This window comes from Ruegeria arenilitoris, from assembly GCF_013035425.1.
Taxonomy (GTDB): domain Bacteria; phylum Pseudomonadota; class Alphaproteobacteria; order Rhodobacterales; family Rhodobacteraceae; genus Ruegeria; species Ruegeria arenilitoris_A.
The window spans coordinates 45,365-65,413 of record NZ_WQHX01000007.1 but is presented as its reverse complement, the minus strand read 5'-3'; the positions used below and the strand labels follow the sequence as shown (position 1 = coordinate 65,413).

Here is a 20,049-nt window from a genome sequence, read left to right as displayed (position 1 = left end):
AACGCTGCGATCCAATGGCAAACTTTTTATAGATTAAGACTTCGACCCTATGGCCTTTTACAGCGATTAAGGCTGTGGTAGCGGGATATAATGACCGACACACTCACGATCCGACGCCCCGACGACTGGCATTTGCATCTACGCGATGGTGCAATGCTGCAGGCCGTCCTGCCCGAAACCGCTCGTCATTTTGCGCGCGCGATCATCATGCCGAACCTGGTGCCACCGGTTGTGCGCGGCGATCAGGCCGCAGCTTACCGAGACCGGATCATGAAGGCACTCCCAAAGAACATGAGCTTTGAGCCTTTGATGACGCTGTATCTGACCGAGGATACCGACCCTAATGATGTGGCCGCCGCCCATCAAAGCGGGCTGATCAAAGCAGTCAAACTGTATCCCGCAGGTGCCACAACCAATTCGGCCTCGGGTGTGCGGGACTTTGATAAGATCCGACCGGTACTGGAAAGGATGGCGGAAATTGGCCTGCCGTTGTGCGTGCATGGCGAAGTCACGGATGCCGAGATCGACATTTTTGACCGCGAGGCGGTTTTCATTGATCGAGTACTGGACCCGATCCGAATGTCCACGCCGGAATTACGCGTTGTGATGGAGCATGTTACTACCTCGAACGCCGTCGAGTATGTCGTTTCGAGTGAAGTCGGTCTGGGAGCCACAATCACCGCGCATCATCTGATTATCAATCGAAACCATATACTGGCGGGTGGGATAAAGCCGCACTACTACTGTTTGCCGGTCGCCAAACGAGAAGAGCACCGTCAAGCACTTTTGGTCGCCGCCACTTCAGGCGACGAACGGTTTTTTCTGGGCACTGACAGTGCGCCACATACTGACGCCAATAAAGAGATGGCTTGCGGATGTGCCGGATGTTTCACCGCCAGCAATACCATGTCATTGCTGGCTGAAATGTTCGAAAGCAAAGGAGCGCTCGACAAGCTGGAAGGATTTACCTCGATCCACGGGCCCAGTTTTTATGGTCTACCTGTCAATGAGGAAACGATCACCCTTACCAAAGGCGGCCCAGTTGAGTATCCGGCGAAGATAGAAACAGACGACGGCCCAGTGACCGTATTCGAGCCAGGGTTTCCATTGCATTGGCGCGTTTCCTAGCCGCCCAATCGCGCGGCCAACTCTGCCGCGCGCCCACCGGTACGCAACATGGACCAAATTTCGTCGACCGTTTCACCGCCAATTAGCTTTGACGCTTTTTCCCTCACTCGGTCCTCACGATCGGACAATGAAAGAGGAGTCAACAGATCGTGAACTGCCTCGCGCCGCGCTCCGTCCCTTCTCAACAAAGACAGAAACGCCTGTGTTTCAGACAAATTTTCATCGGCTTCGACCGAAATTCGGTCTCGTAGGGATATCAGACGCGGATCAGTGCAAACTTCATCCGAAAAACTCTCGGGCAAGGCCGTATCATGGCCAAGAGCCTGCATTGCAATAACCGTCCGGTAAGAAAACTTTGCACCAAGCCCCGTTGTCGGCGCCAATTGATTGCACACACTCATCCATCTGGGGTGAGTTTTGACCTTAAGTTCGGCGACCTCGGGTTCAGCAATGTCCAACTCTCGCGCTGCTTCAAGGGCCGCGTGTAAGCCGTGGCAGCAGGCGTGAAATTTGTGGCTGACATTTTCGAACAGCCATTCCTCACCAAGACCCTCCAGAGCGCTTGCTTTATCATCCGCCCCAAGGTGAGTCGCTCCGAACCCATTGGTTGCTTCGACCGCATCAGGATTGGTTTCGAAGCCGCTTTGGATAAGCAAAGCCGCCTCAACCCCGTTGGACGATGCAAGACCTGCGTTATAAGGTTTTCCCATCGTTCCAAATTGCGTTTTCTGTCCAGCGGCACGAGTTGCCGTCAGACCCAAAACCTTTTTCATCTGCTCCATATCGAAAGCCATCAAACGACCTGAGGCCACCGCTGCCCCGAATGCCCCCGATGTCGCGGTCTGATGAAAGCCAGCCTGATAGTGCCCTCGTCCAAGCCAAAGACCAATGCGTATCGATGTTTCCATCCCAACCAAAGCCGCTTCAAGCAGATCGACTATCGGCTTGTCTAAGGCCTGGGCGACTGCGAGTGCTGCCGGAAAAACAGCCACGGATGGGTGGCCGATATGGGCAAAATGGGTATCGTCATAGTCTAAAGCATGGGAAACTGTTCCGTTGACTAAAGAGGCCGCACGCAAAGGAGCCGCGCCGCCTCCGAATAGCTTGGCCTGCTCTGCCCCGCCTTCGGCCAGTACCATATTGCGAACGATTTGCGAGACGGGCTCATCTGCACCCGCACGACCCACGGCCAGCCAATCCAATGCTGAAAGAGAAGTCACAATGCGCGCCTGAGCCGTAGTCGATACAGGTCCGGCCGCAAAATTAGCAAGAGCGTTGGTCAAAACCGTCATGAAAAACAGTCTAGCGTCCGTATTGGGTGGGTAAAGCCTCAGCCATAAAGTTCGGCAGCCCGTTGTTCAAAGGCTCTTACGATACGGTGCATCGCTTCATTGAATACTACACCAATAATGCCCTGCAACACCGCGTTCTTAAACTCAAAATCTACATGGAATGAAACATTGCACCCACCCTCTGGCGCATCCTCGAATTGCCAGTCTGACCGCATGTATTTGAAAGGACCGTCCAAATATTCGGTATCGATCTTTTTTTTCCAATCATAAAGCGTGACTCGGCTGCCAAAGCGCTCTCGAAACACTTTAAAAGAGATCACCAGGTCCGCCTCCATCACCATACCCTCACCTATGGAATAAGTTCGCCTGATACGCGCAGCTGCGCACCATGGTAAAAACTCTGGGTATCGCGACACATCACCCACCAATTCGTACATTTGCTGGGCAGTGTATGGCAGAGTTCGCGTTTCGGAATGGGTCGGCATGGCTTTCGGTATTAGCAGGTGACAATGGCGCGTCATGTCGTATGTTGCGCGCCAAAGATCAAGGGGGCACTGATGAGCGACCGCGCGTATGTGATAGATGAGATGATCTCGGCCAAAGCGATCGCCGCCAGGATAGAGGAGCTTTGTAGGGAAATCACGGCAGAATTCGGTGATACCGACAAGCTGATTGTTGTCGGCCTGCTGCGTGGCAGTTTTGTATTCATCGCAGACTTGGTGCGAGAACTCGATTTACCAATCGAGGTGGATTTTCTCGAAGCGTCCTCATACGGAGACGCGATGGAAAGTAGTAGAGAAGTTCGTATTCTCAAAGACTTGCGAGGTGCTATTGAAGGTCGTGACGTTCTGGTTGTCGAGGACATCGTCGACACAGGCCATACGCTAAACCATGTCACGCAACTGTTGAATAGCCGATCACCCAAGCGATTAAAGTCCATTGCCTTACTGGACAAACCAAGCCGCCGAGAAGTGGATTTCCGATCCGATTGGATCGGATTTGAGATTCCGGATGAATTTGTGGTGGGTTACGGAATCGACTACGCACAAAGAAACAGGAATTTGCCTTTTATCGGTAAAGTACGCTTTATTGGCGACTAAAGGGAACTAACACACAGTCATGCACCAGACGCAAAGAACGTGTATTTGGGCCCGAAGCTAACAGTCGACATCAGGAATCAAAACCCAAAAGACGGTTTATTGCGGCCAGAAAAACGCCGGTTCCGACCGGAATCAAGGCATCTGGAAAATCATAGTCAGGGTTGTGTAATTGCGGATGGTGCTCGCCTGCTCCGAGCCAAAACATCGCCGTTTTCGCACCTTTGGCAAATTGTCCGAAATCTTCGGAAAATCGCTGTGGATTTGACGATGTTAGAACAGATAGACCCATTGCTGCACATGCGTCCGAAACAACTCGAACAGCTTCGGAATCATTGCTGCAAGCTTCGAAAATATCATCGTATTCAATGGTTACAGACAGACCTTCAGCTTCCGCCAAAGAACGAACCATGCTTTCGGCTGCCCCAATCAATTCCGCCATTCTGACATCCGTCACTGTACGTAATGTCACCCACAGCTCAGCATGACCCGGGGACACACCAAATGTGGCTGCGCCCAGATTGGCGTGCGTTACAGTGGTTAAAGCAAAGGCTTCATCCACAGGGCCGTCCTGCCCCATTTTTTCAAGTTCAAACATTAACCGAGATAATGCCTGCGCGGGAGATTTGCCGTCATGTGGCGCAGCTGCGTGAGAGGTTTTGCCGACCAAAACTATTCGCATTCCGCGCGACGCGCAATTTGCTGGACCCGGACATAACTCAACTTGCCCTAGGTCAAGCCCCGGCAAATTGTGGAGCGAGAATACATAGTCCGGAGTGATTTCTGCAAATTTCGGATCATGACGAAAAGCAACTGCGCCTTTTCCTGTTTCCTCTGCGGGCTGAAAGATTAAAACGACCGATCCGGTTTCCAGTCGAGAGTTAGACAGCGCCTTGGCCACACCCAAAACCATGGCCATGTGACCATCGTGACCGCACAGATGCCCTCTGCCGGTATATTCGGACACATAGGTTAAGTCTGCGGTCTCTTGAATCGGCAGCCCGTCAAGCTCGCACCGGATTGCTACAATCGGGCCCTTTTTTCCGCTTTCATATACGGCGGCGACACCATGGCCACCTATGTCAGTCAATACTCTATCCGGGGAACAGGCGGCTAAAACTTCTACGATTGCAGCCGCGGTTTCTTGTTCTTCCCCAGATATTTCCGGGCGCTTGTGAAGCTCGTGGCGGATTTGCGTCAACCATGCCTGATCCTCAGGTGTCACCCTTTTGTCAACTTTTGCTCACGTGCTTTTCGTAGCCGGGCAAAATCATCTCCTGCATGATATGAGGAGCGGGTCAAAGGCGTCGCAGAAACCATCAGAAAACCTTTACCAAAGGCTGCTTTTTCGTATGCGGCGAATTCTTCGGGTGTGACAAAGCGATCGACACGGTGGTGTTTTGGGGTCGGCTGCAAATACTGACCGATGGTAAGAAAATCGATGTCGGCTGCACGCATGTCATCCATAACCTGACGGACCTGTTGTTCATCTTCGCCCAATCCGACCATAATGCCTGATTTAGTGAAAATCGATTGGTCCATCTCTTTCACACGTTGCAAAAGGCGTAGAGAATGAAAATACCGGGCGCCCGGACGCACTTGCGGATAAAGGCCGGGAACAGTTTCAAGATTGTGATTGAAAACGTCAGGTCGCGCCTCAACCACAGTTTCCAGAACTGACGGATCACATTTGAGGAAATCGGGCGTCAAAATCTCGATCGTTGTTTTTGGCGAACGGTGTCGAACAGCTCGGATAGTTTGTGCGAAATGATCTGCCCCTCCGTCTTCGAGATCATCCCGATCGACAGACGTAATCACAACGTGGTTTAGGCCCAACTTTTCAACGGCGTGAGCTACGCGACCGGGCTCGAAAACGTCAAGTTCATCGGGGCGCCCGGTAGCGATGTTGCAAAACGTGCATCCTCGGGTGCAAATCTCACCCATGATCATCATGGTAGCGTGCCCTTGGCTCCAACACTCACCAACATTCGGGCATCCGGCCTCCTCACAAACAGTTACCAGATTATTTTCACGCATGATCTTGTGAGTGTCCGCGTATCCCTTGCCACCCGGGGCCTTCACGCGAATCCACTTTGGCTTTTTCGGCTGCGCGTTGTCAGGCCGATGGGCTTTTTCAGGATGTCTTTGCTCGGGTATTTTCAGATCACGCACTGACGTAATTCCTGGCTATTTGTGAATTTTCCATTGCCTAACATAGTTTGCGAACTGCCTCTAGACCATCAGAGCATATCCGCTATGCGAATTTGGGCGTGGATTCGGAACTTAAGTCGCTGAATGCACATTCGAAATCTTTAATACAGTCACGACTATCATCGCACTGCCGCGGCGCATTCACCAGGAATTTGTTTTCGACACGCACACCTGGCTGGATCAGTCGGAAAAACCTTTTATCTCTAACGGAAAATGAAACATCACAATGAAGCACACTCAAAATTAGGTTAACCAATAAAATCAGATTTTTGGCGTCAATAGTTTCTGTGAATTTCCAATTACGCAATCATGGTTTCAGCGTATAGACGTATTCCGGAGAAGAACGGAACAGAACAAGCGTTGAACGCGATCAATGCAAAGGATTTCCAGCGTGATAATTGAGGGTGTGGCGTGAAACTATATACGTGTGTTCTTCACAATCCTCTCACCGACCTGCTGCACCACGTGGGACAGCCCATCAAACCATTCTTCCGAGGCGGTCGAGTTGCGCCGGACCAATCCAATTGTTCTGGATGGTTGTGGAGATCCAAATCTGAGTAGTTGCAGGCCCGGAACCGCTTCCGTCTCAGATCGCGCCGCCAGCTCGGGCATCAGCGTAAGCCCGAATCCCTCTGCTACCAACCGTGATAAAGTCGCGAGTGATGACGCGCCCATATTGATTTGACCGCTGGATCGATCCTGCCCGCAAACCTCTAACGCCTGATCGGTCAAACAATGACCGTCTTCAAGTAACATCAACTGCGCAGCTTTGAGATCGACCGGTCGTACAGCGTCTGGGTTGACGCCAAGTCGGCGTACGCGTTCGCCGCTGCCTGCCAATAGGAACCGATCCTCGAACAGTGGTTGTTCGTACAAATCAACGCCGCCTGACGGCAGAGCCAGAACAGCCGCGTCAATCTCGCCGTTACGCAACATTGATATTAATCCATCGGTTCTGGCCTCTCGAATTTGCACCCGCAACGAGACATCACCCGCGCGTAGCCCCGCCAGTACACCCGGAAGCAAATAGGGGGCTACCGTCGGTATTATACCCAGCGACAAAGAACGGTGTCCGCCCGAGTGATCATGAGCAAACTTTTCCAAATGGTCCGCCGCCTCAAGAATTGAACGTACCCGTTCAAGGACATCTCGGCCTAGAGGGGTAAGCAGGATGTCGCGGGCCTGCCGCTCCAACAGAGAACCGCCCATTGCCTCCTCCAGTGCTTTGATCTGAACAGATAAAGCCGGTTGCGAAACATTACAGACTTGCGCCGCTCTGCCAAAGTTTCGCTGTTCAGCGACGGCTTGGAAATATAGCAACTGCCTAAGAGTAAAATTCATAACCTCTGACTATCAATTTTCGGCATTTTCGCAAGAAGGCCTTATTTTTGAGGCGGGATTTTATCCGATTAGACGGTCCCGTTCGGCTTGATCATCGTAGTGTCGCTTAAGTCGCTGTAGTGCGATACGTAGGACAATTTTGCCAGACCGTGCTGACCAACCCATTCGCTTTTCGGCAAGTTCCAACCCTTCCAAATAGCAGCGACAGCGCAAAGCCACGTCACTTAGGCCAGGCCCAAGATCCGACAGGGCCCGAACCACCCGGTCTCGCGCGGCAGATGCGCCTTGCCCGGAAAAAGTGTCAGGCTGGAAGCCGCCTCGCCCGCCTCCAGTTAAATATCGGTCCCAATTTTGGGCCACCTGCGGTCCGATCTGCGAAAGCTCGAAATCCTCGCGCAGACGTTCTCCGGCAGCAACTAACGTTTCATCAAGAAATGGTTTGCCATTCCGATCGCGTCTGCGTGACAATGCCATCAACGGACTTTCGGCGGCGTTGTAGCGTATTCGTCGCGTCCGTTCACTAATCCGATCTTTTTCATCCACTGCACATGGCTGGAAAGCAGATTGAGCCTCGCCCATTCCGTATTCATTTCGGGTTCGGGCTGTGTTTTCAGTTTTGGCAATAAGGTGGCTAAGCGCAGCGCGGCCTGACGTGGAGATTCTGTAGCGCGAAATTCGCCCCGGTTTATCGCATGAAATCCAATCTTTAAGGGCCATTGCTTGGGCGATTTTGCAGTCGACAACCGTGGTTTTAGTCGCACTTCTGAAGCCTCCATCGCGCACGACGACCGCCTTGTCCATGTCCTCTGCCACGGCAAGCACCGCTCCCGTCTCGCATAACCTGCGCAGCACTCGCAGCACTTCTCGCTCAAACTCATCATCTCCTGGAGCTTCAAAGTCCGCTTGACGCGTAGCGTTTCCGGCCATTTGGTCACCCCCATCAACGTGCGGAAAGTGCGTCCGAGCCAACGATTGCAATGCTGCATCAACCAGCGGATCATCCCGGCGCATTTCTATACGACGAATTTGCCTGAGAATGGTCGAGGCATGGCACCCTGCCGACCGCGCAATATCACGAATGGATCGGCCGGACTCAGTGTGATCGAGATAACGTTGAGCCCCTTCAGGGACCCACGCTGGAACGGTGAAAGCCAGAGTGTTTTCCATAGATTTAAGCCTTTGTCGATTTAACAAACTGCCACTGCTCGCCGCTGGATTCATGGTTAACCAATTATAAATATGTACGTTTTTGTTACTTGTTCGTTAACCGCAGACGGGGAACGATAGAATTCAATTAAAAAGATAAACACTCGTGAAACCATCGTCCGGCGTGACGGGGTCCAAGGCAACACTTGCTCAGGTTGTGTACAAACACCGTGCAACCTCAAATGCAAAGGAACACACAGTGCAGGACTTGATGACAACGATCTCGACACTCCGCCGCCCTCGCCTGCTGGCTCGAGCGGCAAAAGAGGGCGCTCAGGAATACGTGCGTGAGCGGCACCTGCAGCGCATTCTTGGTTACGGCAGCTTACCTGGATCAGGGGCAGCTTTGATGCGTCTTATGGAATTGGAGCGTGACGTTAATGCACAACGCCTTGAGGATGACTCAGCTTATTCACTGGTTCGTCATTTAGATCTGATGATCGCAATAGTTGGAGAGGCGCGACTATTTCAAGCAAGCCGCGCCTATCGCCTTGAGTAGTTAGGTAAAGGCATCCGGCATTGATGCCTTTTTTTCGGCCACATAGTCTTGCAAAGCGGAATTGATGTCCGGATCAAGCTGCGGTTGTTTGTAGTTCGCTAACAAATGCTCGACACGCGCCGAGGCCAAAACGCGGGTGTCGCGGCTGCCTTCTTCTTCCCAGGTTTCAAACGGCTTGTAGTCCAGCAGTTCGGATTTCCAGAAAGCATCGCGGAAGTTGGCTTGCGTGTGGGCGCAGCCGAGATAGTGACCACCCGGGCCTACCTCGCGAATGGCATCCAGACCCAGTGCGTTTTCGTCATAGGCAACGCCTTTAGCCAAACCGTGCAGCACACCCAGTTGATCCGCGTCCATCACGAATTTTTCAAAGTCAGCTACCAAACCGCCTTCCAGCCAACCGCAAGAATGCAACATAAAATTCACGCCCGCCATCAGCCCCATATTCAACGAGTTAGCTGTCTCATATGCAGCCTGCGCGTCAGGCAATTTCGACCCACAGAACGAACCCGCAGAGCGATACGGCAAGCCCAACCGCCTTGCCAATTGGCCGGCCCCATATGTCACAAGTGACGCTTCCGGAGTGCCGAATGTCGGAGCACCGGAGTTCATGTCGATTGAAGAAACGAAAGCGCCAAAAATTACCGGGGCTCCGGGTCGGATAAGCTGACTATACGCAACACCTGCCAAAACTTCGGCCAGAACTTGTGTCAGGGTTCCCGCCACAGAAACCGGTGCCATTGCACCTCCGACAATAAACGGAGAGACGATGCACGCCTGATTGTTTTTGGCATAAACCTCCAGCGCGCCCATCATCACATCGTCAAAAGTCATTGGCGAATTGATGTTAATAAGAGACGTCATCACGGTGTTTTCCTGCACAAAATCCTTTCCAAACAGAATTTCGCACATGTCCACCGAATCTTGCGCGCGGCTCGGCTCTGTAACTGATCCCATGAAGGGTTTGTCGGACAAAGTCATATGAGCCATCAGCATATCCAAATGGCGCTTGTTCACGGGCACATCCGTCGGCTCACATACTGTCCCCCCGGAGTGGTGCAGCCATTTCGACATGTAGGCCAGTTTCACGAACTTGTTGAAATCGTCCATGGTCGCGTAACGCCGCCCACCTTGCGCATCCCGCACAAACGGAGGCCCATAAACCGGGGCAAGAACCAAATTTCGCCCACCGATCACCACAGATTTTTCTGGATTTCGGGCATGCTGAGTGAATTGCGAAGGCGCTGTCTTTGTCAACTGACGCGCCAACCCGCGCGGAATACGGACTCGTTCGCCGTCTATGTCCGCACCCGCCTCGCTCCAACGATCCAACGCGGCGGGGTTGTCAACAAAATTTACCCCGATTTCCTCTAGTACGGTTTCCGCGTTGTTTTCGATTATTTCCAGCGCTTCATCGTTGAGGACTTCAAAATTGGGTATGTTGCGCTCAATGTACTTAGCGGTTTCGATGACAACCGCGGTCCGTTCAGCTCGACGGGCCGCGCCTCCGCCCCCTCTCGCCCTGCGGCGGGTGTTTGCCTCTGCCATGAGATTATCCCGTCTATTTGGTAACTGTTGCCTGGTTTGTTACAAGATCACTGCACGACGCCGAAGGTTCATAACGGCGTAATCGGGGAAAAAGCGACATGTAAGGACCCAGCAAATCACTGCTCAGCAACTAACCTTGCAACTGGTTTTTCCAGCAGTACCGAATTCTCTGTTTGGGCGACTTCGAACCAGCCAAGGTGACGGTATATCGATCTCGTGTCTCGCATAAGCTTGTGCGTACGAAGTCTCAGCAATGAAAAACTACAATCGCGTGCTGTAGTTTCAGCAACTTCCAATAGGCGACGCGCTATACCACGGCCCTGCCCCTCGGGAGCAACGGCAAGGTTGAATATCATTATGGCGTCAGAAACTTCATCGAAGATAATTACCCCAAGGATTTGTTCGTCCACTTCCGCGACAGTCACGTTGTGCTTGGTGATGTCTTGCTCGATTCCGCTGGTCACGTCCGGCAAATCGGCTATGGCGCCAAGCGCTGATGCGTAGGCACGGGCAACGCAAAGACGTATAGCGCCAGAATCGGAAGGAACAGCTGCCCGGTACTCGATAGCGGCCATTTTTTCGTTCTCCTGTCGTTGCCAAACCAAGGGTGCAAGGCATTTGACGTCATTGCGCTTGCACAAGCAAGGTATGCGACCTAATAGCCAAGCATGACCCAAGACACTCATGACCGCCTTCTGATCATCGACTTCGGCAGCCAGGTAACGCAGTTGATCGCTCGTCGTCTGCGCGAACTGAACGTTTATTGCGAGATTCACCCTTACCAAAACGTCACGATGGAATTCGTACGTGAAATGGCGCCTCGTGCGATTATCTTTTCGGGAGGGCCCGACAGCGTCACCCGGGCGGGTTCTCCAAGAGTTCCAGAAGAAATTTTTGACTTTGGCGTTCCAATTTTGGGAATTTGCTATGGCCAACAAGTGATGATGCACCAATTGGGCGGCAGCGTCGAAAGTGGCCATGGAACCGCCGAATTCGGTCGGGCTTTTGTCACCCCAAAAGGTAAGCTGGATATTCTAACCGGCTGGTTTGCGGACGGTGATGAACAGGTCTGGATGAGTCACGGCGATCATGTCAGCGAAATCGCGCCGGGGTTCCAAGTTTTTGGCACATCACCGAATGCTCCCTTCGCGATAACTGCCGACACCGACAGGCATTTTTACGCGGTGCAGTTCCACCCCGAAGTTCACCACACACCAAAAGGCGCAAAGCTTTACGAGAACTTTGTAAAGCTGGCGGGGTTTACTGGCGACTGGACGATGGGCGCGTATCGTGAACAGATGATCGACAAGATCCGCCAGCAGGTCGGAGATAAAAAGGTCATTTGCGGCCTGTCCGGCGGCGTCGACAGTTCCGTCGCAGCCATATTGATTCACGAAGCTATCGGGGATCAGTTGACCTGTGTTTTCGTTGATCACGGTTTGCTGCGGAAAAACGAAGCTGCCGAGGTCGTCGGAATGTTTCGGGACAATTATAACATTCAACTGATCCACGCCGATGAAAGTGAGCTTTTCCTTGGTGAGCTGGACGGCCAAAGCGACCCAGAAACCAAACGTAAAATCATCGGCAAGCTATTTATCGACGTATTTCAGAAACATGCAGATACCATAGAAGGTGCTGAGTTCCTCGCCCAAGGCACGCTTTATCCTGATGTGATTGAGTCGGTATCATTCTCTGGCGGGCCTTCGGTTACGATCAAGTCGCACCATAATGTCGGGGGCCTTCCAGAAAAAATGGGTCTGAAGTTGGTCGAACCTCTTCGCGAACTATTCAAGGACGAAGTGAGGGCTTTGGGGCGTGAGTTGGGATTGCCGCCCAGCTTTATCGGTCGTCACCCTTTTCCGGGTCCGGGCCTTGCGATCCGTTGCCCCGGTGAGATTACGCGCGAAAAATTGGATATCCTTCGTGAAGCGGACGCTGTTTTTATCGAGCAGATTCGCAAACACGGGCTATATGACGATATCTGGCAAGCTTTTGTGGCGATTCTGCCCGTGCGAACCGTTGGGGTAATGGGTGATGGACGGACATACGATTACGCGTGCGCGCTTCGTGCCGTAACGTCAGTTGATGGGATGACCGCCGATTATTATCCTTTTAGCCATGAATTTCTTGGCGAGACTGCAACTCGCATCATCAATGAAGTTAAGGGCATCAATCGTTGCACGTATGACATTACTTCTAAACCTCCCGGCACAATTGAATGGGAGTAAAGTATTTGGAAATTTACCTTCGCGAGTTATTTGACGCTCGGGAGAAACCTTAATAGTTTCCGATTGTTAAAGAACTAAGTTCGCGAGAAGCTTTATGAACGAAAAGGTGCAGGTCGGTAAGGCTGCCCTATGGATGACGGGCGCCATCGCTTCCTTCTCGTCGATGGCCGTTGCAGGTCGCGAGTTGAGCACTACTCATGATACGTTTGAAATAATGTTCTACCGCAGCCTTGTTGGCATCTGCGTGGTGGCGGCAATCCTGACATTGACCCGTAAATGGCACCAGGTTTCGACCCATCGAATTGGGCTGCATGGCATTCGAAACGTAGTGCACTTCACCGGTCAGAACCTTTGGTTTTACGCAGTGAGCGTAGTCCCATTGGCGCAGGTATTTGCGCTGGAGTTCACGCAACCGATTTGGGTCATTCTTCTTTCTCCACTTCTGTTGAAAGAGAGGCTGACAACACTGCGAGTGATCTCCGCACTCATCGGGTTTACCGGGATTCTGATTGTTACGCGCCCCGGTGCTGTACCCATGAATGTTGGTATGATCGCTGCGGCGATGTCTGCTATTTTCTTTTCCTTTACAACTATTTCCACGAAGTATTTAACCCGTTTCGCAAGTATAGGGTGCATCATGTTCTGGCTGACGGTGATGCAAGCCGGACTGGGGTTATTGGCGGCTGGAATTGATGGTCAGATCACCATGCCCAACGCTGGTACTGCGCCATTTTTGCTTTTAGTTGGCCTGGCCGGTTTGCTTGCACATTATTGCATCACAAATGCTCTCGCGATTGCCCCTGCGACGGTCGTTGTGCCGTTTGATTTTGCCCGCCTGCCTACGATCGCGATCGTAGGGATGATTCTATATAGGGAACCTTTGGACTATTGGACGCTTTTAGGGGCCATGGTCATATTCGCAGGCATCTTTTTGAATGTTCACTCCGAAAATCGTAGCCAAACGGCAACAGTTCGGAGTGGTACTCCAACAAAGTAACGTTCGGTCATCAGTTGACGACTAATTAGGGTTTAAGAAAGTAACATCCCGGTAACAAAGCCGGGTGTGCGCAAAAAGGTGCACATCGTAGGCGAGCAGACAGTGCAAGGGAGAGAATAATGAAGAAGACGCTGTTTCAAGCGTGCGCGGTATGTGTTGGCGCGACCACTGTACAGGCCGGCGGTCTTGATCGAAGCGGTCAGGGTGTGAACATCCTTTTTGAGGAAGGTTCAGCTGTGCAGCTTCGTCTAGGCTACACCAAACCAGACGTATCTGGATCGATGCAAGATCTGATCCCAGCCAGCCCAACATTTGGTCAAACGATCGACTCTGGCAACGTGTCCAATAGTTTTTGGTCGCCGCATTTGGCGTATAAAACTGCCCTGACCGAAGAACTGGATTTTGCTCTGATCTACGACCAGCCATTTGGCGCGGATATCGACTATTCGTCAGACTACCCCTTATCTCAGAATGTTTTGGGTTTGGTTGGAATTCCAGGAGCGACAACCGATGTCCTACGGGCAGAAGCTGATACCGACGCAATAACAGCCTTGTTAAGATACAAATTTGACGGTGGCTTCAGCGTTATCGGTGGTGTCCGAGCACAGCGCTTGAAGGCAAGTGTTTCTGTACCCATTGCCGGCGCAGGTGTTACGCCCCCCCAAGGCGGATATCGAACTGAAACCGACGCGGAAATTGATTTCGGCTACGTTCTTGGAGTTGCTTGGGAGAAACCTGAAATCGCGGCGCGGGTCGCCTTGACGTATAACTCGAAGATTACCCATGATCTGTCTCAAACCGAAGCGCGAGACGTAATTGGCCTTACTCCGCTTGGTCCTGCAGCCAGCAGGGTCAGTGCGGACACTTCTTCAGAGGTCGTGACACCGCAGTCGGTAAATTTGGACTTCCAGACTGGCGTTGCTCCAAAGACTCTGCTTTTCGGCTCTATTCGGTGGGTTGACTGGCCGCAGACTGTCTATGCGCCGCCAGTTTACACAAGTCTGACCGGAATTAATTTGGTAGATTACGAAGATGCTACTTGGACCTACTCTCTGGGACTGGGTTATCAGTTTACCAATGAATTCTCGGGTGCGGTAACTCTTGGATACGAGTCGTCTCAGGGGAACTCGGTTTCGAACCTCGGTCCGACTGATGGGTTCTGGAGCATCGGTTTGGGTGGCACATACTCCATCGAAAATGCAAAAATCTCGGGTGGCGTTCGCTACACAGATATTGGAGATGCAACTGCAAACGGCACAGGCCCCGGCAACCGGGCTACTTTCGAAGGCAACAGCGCGTGGAGTGTCGGACTGCAAGTAACCTATGCCTTGAATTAATCTGAAGCCCTGAAAGGTTTGTAAGCCTCGCCGGATCGGCGGGGCTTGAATTTTGCCGCAAGAAACGGATCGCTTGATCGGTTCTAGCGTGTCAAACAAGGTTATGACCAATCAAAAGTCCCTTTCGCCACGCGCGTGGTCAGAACTAGCTCTCCTAGGTTTGATTTGGGGCGCTTCGTTTCTAGCAATTCGTATTGCGTTGGACACGATCCCAGTGATGACTTCAGTGTTTCATCGGGTATTTTGGGCAACCTTGGTTTTGTGGGCGTATATTGTGTTCAAGCGCCTGCCCGTCCCTCGCGACCCGCGCTTGTGGGGGGCATTTTTCGTCATGGGACTTTTAAACAATGTCTTGCCATTTTCGCTTATGTCGTGGGGACAACTGTACGTCGAAACCGGTTTGACCTCGATCCTGAACGCTGCCACAGCGATCTTTGGCGTGTTGCTGGCTGCTTTGTTCTTTTCTGACGAGCGTTTAAGTAAATCCCGTATTATCGGAATAAGTATTGGCTTTTTTGGTGTCTCGATCGCTGTAGGCTTGCGAAACTTTGATTCACTGAGTGCCAACAACCTAGGGCAGTTCGCTATTCTCGCCGGAACACTCTGTTATGCATTGGCCTCCGTCTGGGCACGCCTAAACCTTGGCCATCTGGAACCGCAAGTTGCGGCGGCGGGGATGTTGACAGCCTCTGCTCTGATCATGTTTCCGATTACATTGGCCGTGGATGGAATGCCCTCGATGATTTTGCCGTGGCAAACATGGGCAGCAATTGCCTACTATTCTATAGTGGCGACGGCTGGTGCGTATCTTTTATATTATCGCGTCCTTGCGATGGCAGGCAGCGGAAACCTGATGCTTGTGACGCTTATCATCCCGCCAATAGCAATAATACTTGGCGCCATTGTTCGCGATGAACGCATGCCGACAAGCGCCTATATTGGTTTCGCGGTACTGGCCGTTGGCTTGTTAATTTTGAACCGATCCGGCAGACGAGATTGACGCCATCCCCTGCCCGATTTAGCTAGGTCTAAACAACGGATGACGACACATGATTTACAACTCAGCGAGGGAATGGCGTGATGCAGCGCGAAAGAAAGTGCTGTTTTTCGGCATGTCCGGATTGGGAAAAACTTATGTTTCAAACATCCTAAGGGATGAAGGTGATTGGTTTCACTACTCGATCGACTACCGTATCGGAACCCGCTACATGGGAGAATATATAACTGACAACGCCAAGGCCGAGGCGATGAAGGTCCCGTTTCTACGGGAACTGCTTTTGTCAGACTCCATTTTTATTGGATCCAACATTTCATTCAACAATCTGACCCCGGTGTCGACATATCTGGGAAAACCTGGCAATCCCGATCTTGGTGGCCTCGAAATCGACGAGTATCGTCGGCGGCAAGAACAATTCCGTCTGGCTGAAATACACGCTTTGCTGGATACTGAATACTTCATCGATCGCGCGAAGCGACTGTATCAATACCCAAATTTCATTTGCGATACCGGTGGTTCGATTTGCGAATGGGTGGATCCAAACGACCCGAATGACCAAATTTTATCCGAACTTTCGCGACACACATTGATGATTTGGATTCAGGGCGACGAGGCACACACCGCTGAGTTAATCAAACGGTTCGACAAGGCGCCAAAACCAATGTCTTATCAGGCCGAGTTCTTAGCCCGGGTTTGGGCGGAATACCTTCAGCAATACGATCTCAGAGATAATAACGTGAACCCAAATGAGTTTATTCGCTGGACCTATGCACAAGCTTTGGCTCATCGGCAGCCTAGATACGAGGCTATGGCTGCAAACTGGGGCATCACGGTTACTGCAGACGACGTGAACAAAATTCGCGATGGGAGCGACTTCGACGAGTTGATTGAACGCACCCTTGAGAACATCAACTCCTGAGCCTAAGTTTCAGATTTCGTATTGAGCACAAATAGCGTTATCTCATGCCTATAAAGATACCATCAGACTTGCCCGCTTTCGATGTCCTCACCAAAGAGGGCGTAATGGTCATGTCCGAGGATCTCGCAGCGCGACAGGATATTCGCCCACTTCGCATTGGGTTACTGAACCTTATGCCCAAAAAAATTCAAACCGAGAACCAATTCGCTCGTCTAATTGGAGCCACACCCTTGCAGATCGAATTGTCTTTGATCCGGATGACTGAACACCAGACAAAGACCACTGCAGCCGAACACATGGCAGAGTTCTATCAACCTTTTCAGGACGTAAAGAGCCAAAAGTTTGACGGCCTGATCATCACTGGCGCCCCCATAGAACACCTCGAATTTCAAGATGTGACGTATTGGAATGAATTGGGCGAAGTATTCGAATGGACGCAGTCAAATGTTCACTCGACCTTTGGCGTGTGTTGGGGCGGCATGGCGATGATTAATCATTTTCACGATGTCAAAAAACATATGCTGAACGACAAAGCCTTTGGCTGCTTTCGGCACCGCAATCTGGACCCTGCTTCGCCGTTTTTGCGAGGCTTTTCTGATGATTGTGTGATTCCAGTGAGCCGTTGGACGGAAATGAAGCAAGACGAAATCGACGCTGCCAAAGGTCTAAGAACCCTTCTGGGAAGCGACGAGGTAGGTCCTTGCTTGGTTGAGGATACAGCGCATCGCGCGCTCTATATTTTCAACCATTTTGAATATGACAGCGATACGCTCAAGCAAGAATATGACCGGGACATCGCCAACGGTACGCCAATAAACGTTCCGATTAACTATTATCCGGATGACGATCCGCACCAGACTCCACAAAATCGGTGGCGCAGTCACGCACACTTGTTGTACGGTAATTGGATCAACGAAATATACCAGTCCACACCTTTTGATTTGGAAAAGATTGGTCGCTAAGTTTCTGATAACCTTGTGCCTTGCCCTTTCGTTAGTGGCTGGGGCTGTTGTTTGGCGATCTGCCTCACGCGAAGCGATTGCCGAAGCAACCTATCCACCGGAAGGGCAAATTCTGGACGTTGATGGAATTGCGATCCACGCCGTCGTCTCAGGTAAAGGTCCTGATGTCGTGTTGATTCACGGTTCCAGTGGAAACACCCGTGACATGACGTTTGCGCTTGCGCCGATACTTGCCGGTTCTTATCGAGTAATTGTTTTTGATCGTCCCGGATTGGGGTACTCTGAAAGCTTTAATCCCGACGGGGAAACCATTGTTGAACAAGCAAAAATCCTTCAAAAGGCTGCGGAATTACTTGGGGCAGAGAAGCCAATAGTCGCGGGGCAAAGTTATGGTGGATCAGTGGCCTTGGCGTGGGCGGTCACACGTCCCAACAATCTCTCCGGGCTAGTATTGATAGCGCCAGCGGCCATTCCGTGGGAGACGCCGCTGGATGCTTTCAACACTATCGGAGCGACGGCTGCAGGTCGCACATTAGTCCTCCCGCTGATTACAGCTTTCGTGCCTGATTGGTATGTGGCTCAGGCATTGGACAAGGTTTTTGCCCCTCAAATTGCACCAGATGGTTATACAGATCATTTCGGCCCGGGTCTAACTTCGCGACGTGCGTCTATGCACGCAAATGCCAAACAACGCGCAAACTTGCTGGCTGAGGTGACAGAACTTCAACCCCGCTACAAAGAGATCAATGTGCCAACTGAAATTGTCCACGGCACTGCGGACGCTACTGTTGGGCTTGGCTGGCATTCCGACCGCCTGATCGAACAGATACCCGGGGCAGAGTTAATTGAATTAGAGGGAATTGGTCACATGCCTCAAGTCGTTGCAGCCCCCGAAGTTGCAGCGGCTATAGATAGAGCGGCAGACCGGGCAGGTTTGCGTTAGAACGCTCCCTAATCCATAGTGGAGTATGGATATTATTGCGAGGTGGCCCATGACCCGTGCCAAAAAAGGCGCTATCGAAAAGTACTTTCGCGACGACGCCCCAAAAGACATTCGGAAAGCTATTGAAGCGTCGAAGAAAGGCGAAATCGTTAACCCCACCTACCCCTACGAAGACAAAATGAAGACCAAGGATTACGATCAGCAGATGGAGGCACTGCAGATCGAGTTGGTCAAAATGCAGTCCTGGGTAAAAGAAACCGAACAACGTGTCGCAATAATATTTGAAGGTCGCGATGCAGCAGGGAAAGGCGGAACAATCAAAAGGTTCCGGGAAAATCTCAACCCACGAGGGGCGCGAAACGTGGCGCTCGGAAAACCTTCGGATGCCGAACGTACTCAATGGTACTTTCAACGGTATATTCCCCATCTGCCCTCAGGCGGGGAAATCGTGTTTTTTGATCGCAGCTGGTACAATCGCGGGGTTGTAGAAAACGTCTTCGGCTTCTGTACTTCACAGCAACGAGAACGGTTTTTTCGGCAGGTTTTGCCTTTGGAAACTGGATTAATAACAGACGGTATTGTCTTATTTAAGTTTTGGCTAAACGTCGGCCGGGCCGAGCAGTTAAACCGTTTTTTGGCGCGCGAAACCGACCCTTTAAAGCAATGGAAACTGAGCCCAATTGACATAGAAGGTTTAAGCAAGTGGGAGGAATATACCGAATCGATATCGGAAACCCTGACTCGAAGTCACAGTAAATTCTGCCCGTGGACCATTGTACGTTCCGACGACAAAAAGCGTGCCAGACTTGCAGCTATCCGCACGGTTTTGCAGGCGCTGGACTACGATGAAAAAGATCCTGCCGTCGTTGGCTCTCCGGATCCCAAAATCTGTGGTGGACCGGAGATTTGGGAAGCATGAAACACCTAATGTGCGCAGATAAACTTCCAATCCTTGCCCCAACCTGCCCGCAGATTGCCTATTGTTTCTAAAAAGTGGCTTTTTGAACTTTCGCGAATTCGACAGACATTCGAACAAGTCATTGAAGCTTTTCGGAGCCTAATCGATCTTTTTTTGACCTAGTAAGCGGTTGTCATTGTTTATTCAGATTGCCACTTTGATTACAGCGATTTGCATTTCCATACTCAGTTGCGAACGTTCCAAGTAGCATCGATTCAAGGGAATAATTGATTGAATTCTGCCTGCCAATATGATTGCTCGCTGATTAGCTAAATCCGATTACGTTTTGTTTTCATAAATAAATCTTTGATCATTGCGATTTGCACTTTGCCCCTGATCCAAGTGCCGTTTTGGTATCAAACAGCGAAAAACCTTCCCATAGCCGCCAG

At 51.4% G+C, this 20,049-nt stretch carries 19 protein-coding genes; 11 read left to right on the top strand and 8 right to left on the bottom strand.

The window, feature by feature from the left end:
- Positions 1-90 precede the first annotated feature (90 nt).
- Positions 91-1,128 (top strand): dihydroorotase, encoded by a 1,038-nt coding sequence (gene pyrC, locus GOV45_RS17735; protein WP_170480256.1) that lies wholly within the window; start codon positions 91-93, stop codon positions 1,126-1,128.
- Here the strand turns inward: pyrC and GOV45_RS17730 are convergent.
- Both GOV45_RS17730 and GOV45_RS17725 read right to left on the bottom strand, forming a co-directional pair.
- A complete protein-coding gene (locus GOV45_RS17730; RefSeq protein WP_170480254.1) occupies positions 1,125-2,420 on the bottom strand; it encodes an MmgE/PrpD family protein in 1,296 nt (431 codons plus the stop codon). The genes pyrC and GOV45_RS17730 overlap by 4 nt on opposite strands.
- 38 nt (positions 2,421-2,458) lie before the next feature.
- A complete protein-coding gene (locus GOV45_RS17725) occupies positions 2,459-2,905 on the bottom strand; it encodes a type II toxin-antitoxin system RatA family toxin (protein ID WP_170480252.1) in 447 nt (148 codons plus the stop codon).
- Positions 2,906-2,977: 72 nt separating this feature from the next.
- Here GOV45_RS17725 and hpt point away from each other — a divergent pair, with 72 nt between their 5' ends.
- Positions 2,978-3,520 (top strand): hypoxanthine phosphoribosyltransferase, encoded by a 543-nt coding sequence (hpt, locus tag GOV45_RS17720; RefSeq protein WP_170480250.1) that lies wholly within the window; start codon positions 2,978-2,980, stop codon positions 3,518-3,520.
- Positions 3,521-3,590: 70 nt separating this feature from the next.
- On the opposite strand, the gene GOV45_RS17715 is transcribed toward hpt, so the two are convergent.
- From GOV45_RS17715 to GOV45_RS17700, 4 genes are all read right to left on the bottom strand, one after another.
- Positions 3,591-4,742, bottom strand: coding sequence for an amidohydrolase (locus GOV45_RS17715; RefSeq protein WP_170480248.1), 1,152 nt, complete (start codon positions 4,740-4,742; stop codon positions 3,591-3,593).
- Positions 4,739-5,689 carry a lipoyl synthase gene (lipA, locus tag GOV45_RS17710; protein ID WP_170480246.1) on the bottom strand — a complete coding sequence of 317 codons (951 nt, stop codon included), beginning with the start codon at positions 5,687-5,689 and terminating at the stop codon, positions 4,739-4,741. The genes GOV45_RS17715 and lipA overlap by 4 nt, the downstream gene beginning before the upstream one ends.
- A 456-nt stretch (positions 5,690-6,145) precedes the next feature.
- Positions 6,146-7,069 (bottom strand): hydrogen peroxide-inducible genes activator, encoded by a 924-nt coding sequence (locus GOV45_RS17705; protein ID WP_170480244.1) that lies wholly within the window; start codon positions 7,067-7,069, stop codon positions 6,146-6,148.
- Between the two features lie 60 nt (positions 7,070-7,129).
- A complete protein-coding gene (locus tag GOV45_RS17700; protein WP_170480241.1) occupies positions 7,130-8,236 on the bottom strand; it encodes a DUF6456 domain-containing protein in 1,107 nt (368 codons plus the stop codon).
- A 145-nt stretch (positions 8,237-8,381) separates the two neighbouring features.
- Here GOV45_RS17700 and GOV45_RS17695 point away from each other — a divergent pair, with 145 nt between their 5' ends.
- Positions 8,382-8,774 (top strand): DUF6477 family protein, encoded by a 393-nt coding sequence (locus GOV45_RS17695; RefSeq protein WP_367648693.1) that lies wholly within the window; start codon positions 8,382-8,384, stop codon positions 8,772-8,774.
- Here the strand turns inward: GOV45_RS17695 and GOV45_RS17690 are convergent, their stop codons facing one another.
- Both GOV45_RS17690 and GOV45_RS17685 read right to left on the bottom strand, forming a co-directional pair.
- The gene (locus GOV45_RS17690) at positions 8,775-10,319 is read right to left on the bottom strand and encodes a trimethylamine methyltransferase family protein (protein ID WP_170480239.1); all 1,545 of its coding nucleotides are present in this window, start codon (positions 10,317-10,319) and stop codon (positions 8,775-8,777) included. It lies immediately after the preceding gene.
- Positions 10,320-10,435: 116 nt separating this feature from the next.
- Positions 10,436-10,894 (bottom strand): GNAT family N-acetyltransferase, encoded by a 459-nt coding sequence (locus tag GOV45_RS17685; protein ID WP_170480237.1) that lies wholly within the window; start codon positions 10,892-10,894, stop codon positions 10,436-10,438.
- A gap of 93 nt (positions 10,895-10,987) precedes the next feature.
- On the opposite strand from GOV45_RS17685, the gene guaA reads away from it, so the two are divergent.
- From guaA to ppk2, 8 genes are all read left to right on the top strand, one after another.
- Positions 10,988-12,547 carry a glutamine-hydrolyzing GMP synthase gene (guaA, locus tag GOV45_RS17680; RefSeq protein ID WP_170480234.1) on the top strand — a complete coding sequence of 520 codons (1,560 nt, stop codon included), beginning with the start codon at positions 10,988-10,990 and terminating at the stop codon, positions 12,545-12,547.
- A gap of 94 nt (positions 12,548-12,641) precedes the next feature.
- Positions 12,642-13,544: a DMT family transporter gene (locus GOV45_RS17675; protein ID WP_170480232.1), complete on the top strand. Its 903-nt coding sequence runs from the start codon at positions 12,642-12,644 to the stop codon at positions 13,542-13,544.
- Between the two features lie 119 nt (positions 13,545-13,663).
- On the top strand, positions 13,664-14,881 hold the full coding sequence (locus GOV45_RS17670; RefSeq protein ID WP_170480230.1) for an OmpP1/FadL family transporter: 1,218 nt from the start codon (positions 13,664-13,666) through the stop codon (positions 14,879-14,881).
- Between the two features lie 103 nt (positions 14,882-14,984).
- A complete protein-coding gene (locus GOV45_RS17665; protein ID WP_170480664.1) occupies positions 14,985-15,881 on the top strand; it encodes a DMT family transporter in 897 nt (298 codons plus the stop codon).
- 49 nt (positions 15,882-15,930) lie between these two features.
- Positions 15,931-16,797 carry an ATPase gene (locus GOV45_RS17660; protein ID WP_170480228.1) on the top strand — a complete coding sequence of 289 codons (867 nt, stop codon included), beginning with the start codon at positions 15,931-15,933 and terminating at the stop codon, positions 16,795-16,797.
- A 44-nt stretch (positions 16,798-16,841) separates the two neighbouring features.
- Positions 16,842-17,759: a homoserine O-acetyltransferase MetA gene (metA, locus tag GOV45_RS17655; RefSeq protein WP_170480227.1), complete on the top strand. Its 918-nt coding sequence runs from the start codon at positions 16,842-16,844 to the stop codon at positions 17,757-17,759.
- 13 nt (positions 17,760-17,772) lie between these two features.
- Positions 17,773-18,702 carry an alpha/beta fold hydrolase gene (locus GOV45_RS17650; protein WP_254448043.1) on the top strand — a complete coding sequence of 310 codons (930 nt, stop codon included), beginning with the start codon at positions 17,773-17,775 and terminating at the stop codon, positions 18,700-18,702.
- Between the two features lie 49 nt (positions 18,703-18,751).
- On the top strand, positions 18,752-19,621 hold the full coding sequence (ppk2, locus tag GOV45_RS17645; RefSeq protein ID WP_170480226.1) for a polyphosphate kinase 2: 870 nt from the start codon (positions 18,752-18,754) through the stop codon (positions 19,619-19,621).
- Positions 19,622-20,049 lie beyond the last annotated feature (428 nt).